11 protein-coding genes are annotated in these 12,978 nt (G+C 72.5%); 5 read left to right on the plus strand and 6 right to left on the minus strand.

Going from position 1 to position 12,978, the window contains the following annotated elements; all coding sequences use genetic code 11:
• Positions 1 to 65: 65 nt before the first annotated feature.
• Positions 66 to 635 carry a hypothetical protein gene (locus tag L3K22_RS07980; RefSeq protein WP_263310899.1) on the minus strand — a complete coding sequence of 190 codons (570 nt, stop codon included), beginning with the start codon at positions 633 to 635 and terminating at the stop codon, positions 66 to 68.
• Between the two features lie 263 nt (positions 636 to 898).
• Between L3K22_RS07980 and L3K22_RS07985 the strand changes: the two genes are divergently transcribed.
• A complete protein-coding gene (locus tag L3K22_RS07985) occupies positions 899 to 1,552 on the plus strand; it encodes an IMPACT family protein (protein ID WP_263310900.1) in 654 nt (217 codons plus the stop codon).
• Here L3K22_RS07985 and L3K22_RS07990 read toward each other — a convergent pair.
• Both L3K22_RS07990 and L3K22_RS07995 read right to left on the minus strand, forming a co-directional pair.
• Complete coding sequence (locus L3K22_RS07990; RefSeq protein ID WP_263310901.1) at positions 1,518 to 1,691, minus strand: hypothetical protein; 174 nt, start codon at positions 1,689 to 1,691, stop codon at positions 1,518 to 1,520. The two genes, L3K22_RS07985 and L3K22_RS07990, sit on opposite strands and share 35 nt — an antisense overlap.
• A gap of 125 nt (positions 1,692 to 1,816) precedes the next feature.
• A complete protein-coding gene (locus L3K22_RS07995) occupies positions 1,817 to 2,101 on the minus strand; it encodes a GlsB/YeaQ/YmgE family stress response membrane protein (protein WP_263310902.1) in 285 nt (94 codons plus the stop codon).
• Between the two features lie 429 nt (positions 2,102 to 2,530).
• Here L3K22_RS07995 and L3K22_RS08000 point away from each other — a divergent pair, with 429 nt between their 5' ends.
• Positions 2,531 to 6,496 (plus strand): Pls/PosA family non-ribosomal peptide synthetase, encoded by a 3,966-nt coding sequence (locus L3K22_RS08000; protein ID WP_263310903.1) that lies wholly within the window; start codon positions 2,531 to 2,533, stop codon positions 6,494 to 6,496.
• Positions 6,493 to 7,857, plus strand: a complete 1,365-nt coding sequence (locus L3K22_RS08005; RefSeq protein WP_263310904.1) for a M1 family metallopeptidase — start codon at positions 6,493 to 6,495, stop codon at positions 7,855 to 7,857. The genes L3K22_RS08000 and L3K22_RS08005 overlap by 4 nt, the downstream gene beginning before the upstream one ends.
• Before the next feature lie 13 nt (positions 7,858 to 7,870).
• On the opposite strand, the gene L3K22_RS08010 is transcribed toward L3K22_RS08005, so the two are convergent.
• Together L3K22_RS08010 and nrdF are read right to left on the minus strand one after the other, a co-directional pair.
• Positions 7,871 to 8,461 carry a 4'-phosphopantetheinyl transferase family protein gene (locus L3K22_RS08010; protein ID WP_263310905.1) on the minus strand — a complete coding sequence of 197 codons (591 nt, stop codon included), beginning with the start codon at positions 8,459 to 8,461 and terminating at the stop codon, positions 7,871 to 7,873.
• Positions 8,462 to 8,687: 226 nt separating this feature from the next.
• Positions 8,688 to 9,656: a class 1b ribonucleoside-diphosphate reductase subunit beta gene (gene nrdF, locus L3K22_RS08015; protein WP_263310906.1), complete on the minus strand. Its 969-nt coding sequence runs from the start codon at positions 9,654 to 9,656 to the stop codon at positions 8,688 to 8,690.
• A 218-nt stretch (positions 9,657 to 9,874) separates the two neighbouring features.
• On the opposite strand from nrdF, the gene L3K22_RS08020 reads away from it, so the two are divergent.
• The gene (locus L3K22_RS08020) at positions 9,875 to 11,290 is read left to right on the plus strand and encodes a DUF418 domain-containing protein (RefSeq protein ID WP_263310907.1); all 1,416 of its coding nucleotides are present in this window, start codon (positions 9,875 to 9,877) and stop codon (positions 11,288 to 11,290) included.
• A 557-nt stretch (positions 11,291 to 11,847) separates the two neighbouring features.
• Here the strand turns inward: L3K22_RS08020 and L3K22_RS08025 are convergent.
• Positions 11,848 to 12,264, minus strand: a complete 417-nt coding sequence (locus L3K22_RS08025) for a hypothetical protein (protein WP_263310908.1) — start codon at positions 12,262 to 12,264, stop codon at positions 11,848 to 11,850.
• A 113-nt stretch (positions 12,265 to 12,377) separates the two neighbouring features.
• Between L3K22_RS08025 and L3K22_RS08030 the strand changes: the two genes are divergently transcribed.
• Positions 12,378 to 12,902 (plus strand): hypothetical protein, encoded by a 525-nt coding sequence (locus L3K22_RS08030; RefSeq protein WP_263310909.1) that lies wholly within the window; start codon positions 12,378 to 12,380, stop codon positions 12,900 to 12,902.
• Positions 12,903 to 12,978 lie beyond the last annotated feature (76 nt).

Below are 12,978 nucleotides of genomic sequence, written 5' to 3' on the forward strand. Positions count from 1 at the left end.
CCGTGGGCCGCTGGGCGGGCGTCCGCATAGTGCGCGTCGGTGCTGTGCGGGCGCGCCGGTCCGGCTCAGTCGCGGCCGCGGCGCACAAGCAGGATGATCACGCCGACCATCAGCAGCAGGAAGCCGAGCACGCCGCCGCCGATGGCCAGGAGGATCCCGCCGAGGCCTGCGAAGATGCCGCCGATCGAGACGGGCGGGCCGACCATCACGGGCGTGCCGCCGCAGTCGATCGTGTAGTCGCCGGCCTCCTCCGCGGTGAAGGAGTCGAAGGAGACCCACTCCCGTCCCTCGTTGCCGAAGCCGCTGGTCTGGATGGTGCCCTCGCCGACGGAGGGGCCGTCGATCGTGCACTGCGGGGCGGGCGTTCCCTCCTCGGCGTACAGCTGCACCGTCTCGTCGGCCTCGGCGTTGTAGGTGCCGGAGCCGTTCTCGAGGATCTGGTACTTCTCGGCGCCGCCGGCGACCTGGCCGAATCCGATCACGGCCGTCACGATCCCGATCACGAGGCTGAGCCCGATGATCACGGCACCGAGGATGATCAGGACCTTGGGCGCCCTCGACGGCTTCTTCGCCGGAGCGGCCGCGGGCTGGTTCCAGCCGCCGGGCTGGGGCGCGCCGCCGCCGGCCGGGGGCATGCCTCCGCCGGGCTGCGCACCCGCCTGGTCCCACCCGCTCCCGGGCTGCGGGCCGGGCTGGTTCCAGCCTCCGCCGGGCGGCGGGGCGAGCGGTCCGGAGGATGAGGGCGGCTGTGTCACGGGGTGCTCCTGGAGGGATCGCGCAGTGGGACGGTCACGAGGAGCGGATGCCGACCCCCGACGACACCGACAGGCTATCCGGCGCAGGCACCGACCGGCAGGCACAGTCGCATGCCGTGACCGGCACGCCTAGACTCGCCTGCATGCCCTCTCCCCTCGTCCTCGCCGCCGATGTCGAGACCGAGCTGGTGGAGAAGAAGTCCTGCTTCCTCACCCGGCTGCACCGGGTCGGCGAGGTCGAGCAGGCCGACGCCCTGCTGCGTGCCGCCCGCGCCGAGCACCCCGGCGCCCGCCACCACTGCACCGCCCTCGTGCTCGAGGAGACGGCCGAGCGGGCAGAGGTCCATCGCAGCAACGACGACGGGGAGCCCTCCGGGACTGCGGGCATGCCGATGCTGCAGTCGCTGCTGCACGCGGACCTCGTGGACGTCTTCGCGATCGTGATCCGCTATTTCGGCGGGGTGAAGCTCGGGGCGGGCGGGCTGGTGCGCGCCTACACCGCCGGCGTCGAGCAGGCCGTCGCCGCGGCGACGCTGCTGCGGCGCACGGAGCTGCTGGAGGCGCGGATCGAGGTGCCGCCGGCCGAGGTGGGGATCGCGGAGAACGCGGTGCGCATCTGGGCCGCCGCCCGCGGGGCGGCGGTGGAGCCCACCGAGTACGGGGCACGCGCCGCGCTGCTCACCGTGCTCGTGGACCCTTCGGACCTCGAGGACCTGCGCGAGGACACGGCCCGCTGGTCCGCGGGGCGGCGCACCGTTGAGGTCACCGGCCGTCGCACGGCCGACGTACCGCTGTGAACGGCGACTGCTGGGCGGCCTCCGGTCCCGTGCGCGCCGCGAGCACGGCGGCGGAGACCTGGGCGAGAGCGCGACCGGCGCGTGCGAGATCGGCGGTGATCAGCGGGGATGCGGTGGCCTGTGGGTCGGTGGAGGTCATGCCCTCAGCCTCGCCCATCGGTGCGGGGATTTCCAGCGTTCCCCTCCACGAACGGCGCCGCGCCGCCCCGGGGTCCCGGGACGGCGCGGCGGAGGTAGGGCGCGGACAGGCCGCGCTCCCAGGGGTCAGACGCGGTTCTTGGTCGCGAGCCCGTAGATCACCATCACGACGATCGCGCCGATCACGGCGAGCAGGATCGTGCCGATGCTCCACGGGTTGTTCATGATTCCCGAGATGCCGTCGCCGCCGAAGAGGCTGCCGATGAAGCCGCCGACGATCGCGCCGATGACGCCGAGGACGATGGTCATGCCCAGGCCCATGCCCTGCTTGCCGGGCATGACGGCGCGGGCGAGGAGCCCGATGATCGCGCCGATGATGAGCCAGGAGATGATCAGACCGATGAGTCCCATGGTGAAACTCCTTGAGATCGGGGAAGGGTGTGCACATTCAATGTAACGCTTTATGCGTTCATGTTCCGGCATTCGCGACCGACCCGTCGGTCGGAGCGGTGATCCGGTACTGCCTTCCCGGTCCGGCCGCCTCTGATGAATCGTCCCTGCCACTCGGCCCCACCGCAGGTCCGCGCGCGTCCGCCCCTCAGCGGAGGGAGCGTTGCGGGATCGGAGAGGGAACACCGCGGGATCACGGCGGGAACAGCAGGGGAACAGCTCGGGAACGACGCAGGGGCAGGGCCGGGTCGGCGCCGGGACCGGTCCGGACACGAACTGGGAGGTTGTCCATGAGAGACCTCGTCGACGCAGGTCACAGGGCCACCGAGGTCGCTCTGCCCCACTTACCGCCTCGCCGCGACCGACAGGGCTGTAGGGGATGATCAGGACGTGACCGCCTCCCACCCCGCTCTGCTCCCCTCGCTCCTCGCCGGGGATCGCGCCCCCGCGCCCAGCACGCTCGTCGAGATCTTCCGCCACGTCGTGGAGGCGCACGGCGAGGCGCCCGCCGTCCACGCGGGCGCCGAGGTCCTCTCCTACACCGCGCTCGCCGAGGCGGCCTCCGTGGTCGCCGGCCGGCTCGCCGCGATCGGCACGGGGCCCGGCACGAAGATCGGCGTGCGGATCAGCTCCGGCACCACCGACCTCTATGTCGCCATCCTCGGGATCCTGCTGGCCGGGGCGGCCTACGTCCCGGTCGACGCCGACGACCCCGACGAGCGCGCCCGCGTCGTCTTCGAGGAGTCGGCCGCCCTCGCCGTGATCGGCGACGGCCTCGTCATCACCCCCACCGTGGGCGAGATGTCGGCGGCACCGGATGCGTCCGCCGCGCCGCGGGACCCCTCCCCCAGCGACGACGCCTGGGTCATCTTCACCTCCGGCTCCACCGGCAGGCCCAAGGGCGTCGCCGTCTCCCACCGCAGCGCCGCCGCCTTCGTCGAGGCGGAGTCGCAGCTGTTCCTGCAGCAGGCGCCGATCGGGCCGGGCGACCGGGTGATGGCGGGGCTGTCCGTCGCCTTCGACGCGAGCTGCGAGGAGATGTGGCTGGCCTGGGCGTACGGCGCCTGCCTGGTGCCGGCGCCGCGCTCGCTGGTGCGCTCCGGCGTGGACGTCGGCCCCTGGCTCGAGGCGAACCGGATCTCGATCGTCTCCACCGTTCCCACCCTCGTCTCCCTGTGGCCCGACTCGGCGCTGCGCGAGGTGCGGCTGCTGATCATGGGCGGCGAGGCCTGCCCGCCCGAGCTCGCCGCCCGCCTCCAGGCCCCCGGCCGCGAGGTGTGGAACACCTACGGCCCCACCGAGGCGACCGTCGTCGCCTGTGGCGCGATGCTCGACGGCACGGCGCCGGTGCGGATCGGCCTGCCCCTGGCCGGCTGGGACCTCGCCGTCGTGGACGGCGAGGGGAACCCCGTCGCCCCCGGCGAGAGCGGCGAGCTGATCATCGGCGGGGTGGGCCTGGCCCGCTATCTCGACCCCGCCAAGGACGCCGAGAAGTACGCGCCCATGCCGACGCTCGGCTGGGAGCGCGCCTATCGCTCCGGCGACATCGTGGTCAACGACCCCGACGGGCTGCTCTTCGCCGGCCGCGCCGACGACCAGATCAAGCTCGGCGGGCGCCGCATCGAGCTCGGCGAGATCGACGACCAGCTGCTGCGCCTGCCCGGCGTGGTCGGCGCCGCGACCGCCGTGCGCTCCAGCCGCTCGGGCAACAAGCTCCTGGTCGGCTACCTGACCGTCGAGGACTCCTACGACGCCGAGATCGCCCGCGGCCTGCTGCGCCGGCGGATGCCCGCCGCGCTCGTGCCCCGCCTGGCCGTGGTCGACGATCTCCCCACCCGCACCTCCGGCAAGATCGACCGCGACGCGCTGCCCTGGCCGCTGCCCGGCTCCTCCGAGCGCAGCGCCGAGCTCTCCGGCACCGCCGCCTGGATCGCGGAGATCTGGGCCGACGTGCTCGGCGCCGAGGTCACCTCCGTGGGGGACGACTTCTTCGACCTCGGCGGCGGCTCCCTCACCGCCGCGCAGGTGGTCAGCCGGCTGCGCGAGCAGCACCCCGAGCTGACCGTCGGCGACGTGTACCAGCAGTCCTCCGTCGCGGCGCTCGCCGCGCACCTGGACGCGATGGGCTCCACCGCCGTGCGCAGCGACCGTACGGTCGCCCCGCTGCGCCGCCGCACCCAGCTCGCCCAGCTGCTGGCGCTGCTGCCGCTGCGCGGCCTCGCCGCGCTGCGCGGCATCACCTGGCTGATGCTCGCCTCCACCGTGCTCGCCGCGGTCACGGACGTGCCGTGGATCATCGCGTTCCCGCTGTGGCTGGTGGTCCCGATGACGATCGTGCTCGTCCTGCCCCCGGGGCGGATGGCCCTCGCCGCCCTCCTCGCCCGGCTGCTGCTGCGCGGCGTCACCCCCGGCACCCATCCCCGCGGCGGGAGGGTGCATCTCGCGCTGTGGATCGCCGAGCACGTCCAGGACGAGCTCGGGGCGACCTCCCTCTCCGGCGCCGTGTGGTTCCCCTGGTACGCGCGGCTGCTCGGCGTGAGGCTCGGCAAGGGCGCGGACCTGCACGCCCTGCCGCCCGTCACCGGGATGCTCGAGATCGGGGACGGCGCCTCCATCGAGCCCGAGGTGGACCTGGCCGGCTACTGGATCGACGGGGACGTGCTGCACATCGGACCCGTCCGCATCGGCAAGCGGGCCCGCATCGGCGCCCGCAGCACCCTCGGCCCCGGCGCCCGCATCGGGAAGGACGCCGAGGTCGCGCCCGGCTCTGCCGTGCTCGGGAAGGTGCCGTCCGGCGAGTTCTGGTCCGGCTCCCCCGCCGCCCGTCGCGCCGCTGCGCGCGGCCCCTGGTCCGATGAGGCCCCGCCTCGCAGGCCGCAGTGGGAGATCGTCTACGGGGCGCTGTCGCTGCTGATCGCCGTGCTGCCCGGCCTCGGCGTGCTGGTGGGCGGGGCGGTGCTGCTCCCCGCCCTGCGGGGCGCGGACACCTTCGGGCAGGCGGTGCTCGCGGCCCTGCCGTGGCTGCCGCTCGCGGCGCTCGCCGGCTTCGCGGCCGTGGCGCTCGCGGTGCTGGTGCTCACCCGCCTGCTCGCCCTCGCCATCTCCCCCGGGCACCATCCGATGCGCTCCGCGGCGGGCGTGTCGATCTGGGCGACGCTGCGCCTGCTGGACGAGGCCCGCACCTGGCTGTTCCCGCTGTACGCCGGCGGGCTCACCCCGATCTGGATGCGGATGCTCGGTGCGAAGGTCGGCCGGGGCTCGGAGATCTCCACCGCCCTGCTCATCCCGAGCCTCGTCACCGTCGGCGACCACTCCTTCCTCGCCGACGACACGCTGGTGGGACCCTACGAGCTCGGCGGCGGCTGGATCCGCGTGGAGCGGGTGAAGGTCGGCAAGCGCGCCTTCGTCGGCAACTCCGGCATGCTCGCCGCGGGCCGCAAGGTGCCCAAGCAGTCCCTGGTCGCGGTGCTCTCCGCCGCCCCGCGCCGCAAGTCCGCGAAGTCCGGCACCTCCTACCTCGGCTCCCCGCCGAGGACGCTGCGCCGCGCCGAGGAGGAGCACGACGCCGCCCTCACCTACGACCCGCCGAAGCACCTGCTGGTCCGGCGCGGCCTGGTCGAGACGGCGCGCCTGGTGCCGCTGCTGATCGCGCTGCTGCTGCCGGTGGCGGTGTGGGGCGCGATGTATTCGCTGCTGGTGCGCGGCGGGCCCTGGATCCTGCTCGCCGTCCTGCTCGGCGGGGTGGTGCTGCTGCTGGGCGGCATCGTCGCCGCGATGATCACCGTGATCGCGAAGTGGCTGATCATCGGTCGGCACCGCCCCGGCGAGCACGCCCTGTTCACCGCCTACGTGTGGCGCTCCGAGCTGGCCGACACCTTCACCGAGGTGCTCGCCGCGCCGTGGTTCGCGACCTCGACCGCCGGCACCGTGGCGCTGAACCTGTGGCTGCGGGCGCTGGGCGCGAGGGTCGGCGCGGGCGTGTGGTGCGACTCGTACTGGCTGCCGGAGACGGACCTGGTCACCCTCGGCGACGGCGCGACCGTGAACCGCGGCTGCGTGGTCCAGACCCACCTGTTCCAGGACCGCGTGCTGAGCATGGATGCCGTGACCCTCGGCGAGGGTGCGACCCTGGGTCCGGGCAGCGTGATCCTGCCCGCCGCGGAGATCGACCGCCACGCGACCGTCGGCCCCGTGTCCCTGGTGATGCGCGGCGAGCGCGTGCCGCCGGGCACCCGCTGGACCGGCAACCCGATCGGCCCCTGGGCCGACGACGACGCCCCGCTGGGCGGCACCGCCGACGAGCACGACGACGAGGACGACGCGCGCGAGCGCGAGCACATGGAGGAGCGCGCATGAGCACCACCCGACCGGGCAGCGACCCCTATCTCCCGGGGCACGGCGACGCCTCCTACTCCGTGCAGCGGTACGCGCTCGACCTCGCCTACAAGGTCGAGACGAACCGTCTGGACGGCACCGCGACCCTGAGCTGCCAGGTGCACGAGGACACCGGCGCGCTGCACCTGGACCTCTACGGTCTGCAGGTCTCCTCCGTGAAGCTCGACGGGAAGCCGGTCAAGCACAGCCACCACGGCGGCGACCTCACCGTGAAGTCCTCGTTCACTGCGGGGCAGGAGGCCACGATCGAGGTGCGCTACGGCGGCAAGCCGCGCCCGGTCCGCTCGCGCCTGCACGGGCCGACCGGCTGGGAGGAGCTGGAGGACGGGGTGATCGTCGCCGCCCAGCCTCACGGCGCCCCCTCCTGGTTCCCCTGCAACGATCGCCCGGACGACAAGGCGGTCTACGAGATCAGCCTGGCCGCGAACCCTGCCTATCACGTCGCCGTCTCGGGCGAGCTGGAGGGGAAGCGCCGCAAGGGCAACTCCACCACCTGGAGCTACCGCCAGGACGTGCCGATGCCGACCTATCTCGCCACGGTCCAGATCGGCCGGTACACCGAGGTGCCGCACCGTGGGGCGTCGGTGCCGGTGCGCTCCCTGGTGCCCGCCGGGGTGGGCGCGAAGGAGCTCGCGCGCGGCTTCGCCCGGCAGCCCGAGATGCTCGAGCTGTTCACGCGCCTGTACGGCCCTTACCCCTTCCCCTCCTACACCGCGGTGATCACCGAGGACGAGCTGGAGATCCCGCTGGAGTCGCAGGCGCTGTCCACCTTCGGCCGCAACCACCTGGCCGAGGACTGGGAGGCGGAGCGGCTGATCGCCCATGAGCTGTCCCACCAGTGGTTCGGCAACGCCGTGACCCTCGAGCGGTGGCAGGACATCTGGCTGCACGAGGGATTCGCCTGCTACAGCGAATGGCTGTGGGCGGAGGAGACCGGCCGCTCCACCGTCGAGGAGGAGGCTCGCCACCACCACGCGGCGCTCGCGGAGCTGCCCGAGGACCTGCTGGTCGCCGATCCCGGTCCGGAGCTGATGTTCGACGACCGGCTGTACAAGCGCGGCGCCCTGGCCCTGCACGCCCTGCGCCGCCGGGTGGGCGACGAGACGTTCTTCCCGCTGATCCGGTCGTGGCTGGCGCAGAACCTCGGCGGCTCGGTGACCACCGAGATGTTCGAGGAGCATGCCGCGCGCGAGAGCGGCGAGGACCTCACGGACCTGTTCGCCGCGTGGCTCCACGACGAGGAGCTGCCGGACCTGCCCGATCAGCCGGTCTCCCGCGAGCCCACCCGTCGCGGGCTGCGGTCTCTGTTCCCTCGCAGTTGACGGCGGGGCGCGGTCACTCCTGCGCCAGCGCCACCTGCGCCACGAACCCTGCCGGCGCCCCCGCCTCGCGCAGATCATGCTCCGCGAGGCGCACCTCGGACATCGGGGTGCGCAGCCCGGTGCCGAGGAGCTTGAGCACCGCCTCCTTGCCGGCCCAGATCAGGGCCCGGCCCTCGGCGGTGCGGTCCTGGCCGGCCTCCGCCGAATGCAGCACGAGGGCGGGGTCCCAGCCGCGGTCGACCGCCGCGATCTCCTCGAGGTCCACCCCGATCCCGCCGCCGGCGCGCACGGCGGTGAGCAGATGAGGGCCCGAGCGGGAGAGGCTCACGCCGAGCACCGGACGCGGGCTCGTGGCAGCGTCTCGCCCTGCGGTCGCCCGCCCGTCCGCCCTGCCCCAGTTTCCCGTGCCCCCGTCGGCTGTGCCCACGACCCGCGCCCAGGGCCGGCCGTGGGAGACCGCGCCGCAGGACGGGCAGTGCCGTCCCACCCGGATCTCGTCGGGCTGCACGCCCACCACGTCGGCGACGTGGGCGGCGAGGACGCGGTCGGCGTCGGCCCTGACGGGGTGGAGACGCAGCATGTCGGCAGGGAGACCTGCGCTCACGGCACGTACCGATCGGGCACGGACTTCAGCGGCACGAGCCAGCGCCAGGTCGCCGCCGGATCCTCCCGCACCGCGATCGGGTCGCGCACGATCGCGAGGCCTCGCCCGTGCGGATCGACGGGCCGGAACAGGGCGTGCGGCAGCGGGTCGATCCCAGCGCAGGCGGATGGCCGGAGGCCCGGAGGGGCAGCGTGCTGCGTCTCCGGGTCTCCGCGGCGGCCGGGGCTCAGAAGTCCCAGTCGTCGTCCTCGGTCTCGACGGCCTTGCCCATGACGTAGCTCGAGCCGGAGCCGGAGAAGAAGTCGTGGTTCTCGTCCGCGTTCGGGGAGAGCGAGGCGAGGATCGCGGGGTTCACCTCGACCTGGTCCTGCGGGAACAGGGCCTCGTAGCCGAGGTTCATCAGCGCCTTGTTCGCGTTGTAGCGCAGGAAGGTCTTGACCTCCTCGGTCCAGCCGACCGGGTCGTAGAGGTCCTCGGTGTACTCCTCCTCGTTGTCGTACAGCTCCATGAGCAGCGAGAAGGTGTAGTCCTTCAGCTCCGCCTGGCGGGCGGCGTCGGCCTTCTCCACGGCCTTCTGGAACTTGTAGCCGATGTAGTAGCCGTGCACGGCCTCGTCGCGGATGATCAGGCGGATGATGTCCGCCGTGTTCGTCAGCTCGCCGCGGCTGGAGTAGTGCATGGGCAGGTAGAAGCCGGAGTAGAAGAGGAAGGACTCCAGCAGGGTCGAGGCGACCTTGCGCTTCTCCGGGTCGTCGCCCTGGTAGTAGTCCATGACGATGTTCGCCTTCTTCTGCAGCGGCTCGTTGAACTCGCTCCAGCGGAAGGCCTCGTCGATCTGCTTGGTGTTCGACAGCGTCGAGAAGATCTGGGAGTACGACTTCGCGTGCACGGACTCCATGAACGCGATGTTGGTGTACACCGCCTCCTCGTGGGGCGTGATCGCGTCGGGGATCAGGGAGACCGCGCCGACGGTGCCCTGCACCGTGTCCAGCAGGGTCAGGCCCGTGAACACGCGCATCACCAGCTGCTGCTCGGACTCGGGCAGACGGTTCCAGGACTGGACGTCGTTGGACAGCGGCACCTTCTCGGGAAGCCAGAAGTTGCCGGTCAGGCGGTCCCAGACCTCCTGGTCCTTCGGGTCCGGGATCCGGTTCCAGTTGATCGCCTGGACCGTCGTCTTCAGGTGGTCGTTCACCGCAGCCTCACTTGCTCCTCAAGGGTCGTCGTCGGGTGCTCTCCAGTCTAGGCATCCGGGGTGACCGCCGCGCCGGTGGCCCGCCGCGTCGGCGGTGGGACAGACCACCGATCGACGGGGAATACGCACCCGCATCCATGACTTTCGTCGTGGGGCGTTCGGCCTCCGCCGCTCTAGCGTGGAGCCGACGACGCCCGCACCTTCCGGAAGGCCCCGCCGTGACCTCCGCACCCGTTCCCCTCCCGGCCGACGGCGCCGCCGTCGCCGCCGCAGGATCCGCCGCCGCGCCCTCCGCGCCGGGGTCCGCACCGCCGCGCTCCCTGGCCCCCGATGTGGCGCGCGGGCTGATGCTCGCGCTGATCGCGGTGGCCAACGTCTCCTGGTACCTGTGGCGCTCGACGGAATCCGTCGGCGGCACCCCGCACATCCCGGCCGACGGGCCGCTGGACTCGATCGCCCAGGCGGTGATGACGGTCGCGGTTGACCATCGGGCGATGCCGCTGTTCGCGTTCCTGTTCGGCTACGGGATGGTGCAGTTCTACCGCTCGCGGATCGACCGCGGGCTCGCCCCCGGCGCGGTGCGCACGATGATGCGCCGCCGACACTGGGCGATGCTGCTGCTGGGCGCGCTGCACGCGGCGCTGCTGTTCTACGGCGACATCCTCGGGGTGTACGCGGTCAGCGCCCTGGTGCTGGTGTGGTGGTTCTTCGGCCGACGCTGCCGCACCCTGCGGATCTGGGTGGTCGTGCTCGCGGCGGTGATGGCGCTGTTCGCGCTGTTCAGCCTGGTCAGCGGCCTGGTCCTGACGTACTTCGTACCGGCGGAGGTGACTGCCGGGATGGCGGCGACGGACATGGGCACCGGCTTCACCCGTCCCCTCGCCTACGACACCCCCTATCTCGTCTCGGTGCTGTACCGGCTCGGGCTGTGGGCGGTGTCGCTGCCCTTCGCAGCGCTGATGGGGGCGCCGCTGCCGATCCTGCTGGGCTGGCTCGCGGCCCGCCGACGGATCCTCGACGAGCCGTGGCGTCACGTGCGCCTGCTGCGGCGCACTGCGGTGATCGGCATCGCGATCGGCTGGCTCGGCGGCGTGCCGGAGGCGCTCGCGATCCTCGGCCACTACGAGCTGCCCGCCGCGGCGCCGTGGATGCTGACGGGGCTCACCTCGCTCACCGGCATCGCCTGCGGCATCGGCTACGCGGCCCTGTTCGGGCTGCTCACCCTGCGCCTCGAGGGCAGGGCCCCCGTCGCCGACACCTCGCGCCCCGACCCGTCGGCCGACCGGGACCTCTCCCCCGCCGAGCGCGCCTACGGCGTGCCGCGCGAGGAGAGCGCACCGGACCGCGGCCGCGAGCCCGGCGCGGTCGAGCGGACCCTCGCCGCGGCGGGGCAGCGCTCGCTGACCTTCTACCTGTTCCAGTCGCTGCTGCTCGCGCCGCTGATGGCCTCCTGGGGTCTCGGGCTCGGGGGGACGCTGTCCACGGCCCCGGCGCTCGCGATCGCGTTCGCGGTGTGGCTGGTGTCCCTGCCGATCGCGGCGTGGATGGGCGCGCGCGGGATGCGCGGCCCGGCCGAGAGGCTGCTGCGCCGGATGACCTACGGGAAGATCGACCAGACGCCGGCGACGCGCTGAGCCCGTCGCAGACCACCGAGTGCTGCCTCCGGACCGTCAACAAGGCGCGATGACGGTCCAGCTGCAGCACTCGGCGGCCTGATCCCCCCGATTCCCGCGTCGGCCGACTCACCCCTTGCCGGAAGCCTCTGCCAAGCGCTCCAGCATGAGCCCCGGCTGCAGTCGGCTCTCGTCGAGCTCATGGTCCAGGTACGGCCGCACCATCTCGTCGAGGCCGACGGGGAGCGCGTCGGGTGGGAGGCGCCGGGCGCGGCGCATGATGTGCGGGGCGACGGCGGGATCTTCGAGCTCAACCAGGGCGAGCTCGAGCAGCTCCCGCGACAGGGCATGGGGCTATCTGCTGGAGGCGGCGACCGTGCTGGCGCCGGTGTCGGATCCGGCGCTCGAGGCAGCCCCGCCGCGGGCCGTCCAGCTCGTCCGCCGGCGGGTCGACGGCGACCGCCAAGGAGTCCTCCTGCGGGTGCGCGGTCGCTATCTGATCGTGTCCGAGGAAGGCAGTGGGCGCTTCGTCGGGGCGGATCCGACCGACGCAGCTCGTGAGATGCTGCGGCCCCTCCTCACCGTGCGCGGATGAGTTCCCGGTCACGGCGTCGCTGCGGACGCAGCCACGCAGGATAGATCCACAGCGGAAGCACGGAGCGGTAGCCGATCTCGAGGAGCAGCACGACCCAGATCAGCACTTCGAGGACCACTGCGGCCGGCGCCAGGACCGATGTCGTCGTCTCACGCAGCACTTCGACGGAGGCAAGCCCCACCACCCCGCCGGCCACGAAGATGGTCTGCGTGCACAGCGGCAGCAGCACGAGCACCGTGGTCTCCGCGTAGGCGAATCCTCGGCCCGGCCCCACGCCGTGAGTGTCGACCCAGGCGCGGAAGACCCGTCCTCGACCGACACGACACAGCATCGCGAGGACTGCGAGTGCACCGCCGAGGAGGAACAGTGCCAGCGCGATCAGGGCGAGCGAGAGATCCATGCCGCTATCCTCCCCTCACCGCATGGAGACCTCTCCCTATGTCGTCCTCGCCCCGCACCGGACACCGTCGACGTGACCAGTCGAACTGTGCGTGCCAGACGGGTGGAGCAACCATGACCGCATTCCAGGGGATGAACACTGCCGAGGTCACCGACCTCGCCGGCCGATTCACCGAGCGCGCAGAATCCCTCAGCACTCTTCTCGAGTCGCTCTCCACGCGGGTCGGCGCAGTCGTCGGCACGGACTGGATCGGACCTGATGCGAAGGGCTTCGCCACCGCCTTCGACTCGTCAGTCCGCGGTCAGCTCACCACCGCCGCCGAGTCGCTGAGGACCCGCGGCGGGGATCTCGACGCCCACGTCGAGGAGCAGGAAGACGGCTCCGCCCTTGCAGGGTCACAAGGTGGTTCTGAGCCCGCGGCGCCGACCGGGGGCCCGGCCCCCATGGAAGCAGGCACGTCATCTGCCGCCTCGTTCCTGGGCGCCGACTGGGGTGACGTCTCGTTCGGCGAGTTCTGGCAGAACCTGAAGGAGAACATCGGGATCGACGGCGTCGTCGGCGGCATCACCGGAGACCTGGTCGGCAGCTATGTCGGGGCGTCCCCCGCCGACTCCACGATCGACACGTTCCTCGACTGACGCCGCATCCGTCGGGCATGTGACGAACGGCCCGCCCCCGGATCTCTCCGGGAACGGGCCGCTCGCTGCGGGTCAG

The organism is Brachybacterium atlanticum (assembly GCF_025669985.1).
Lineage (GTDB): Bacteria > Actinomycetota > Actinomycetes > Actinomycetales > Dermabacteraceae > Brachybacterium > Brachybacterium conglomeratum.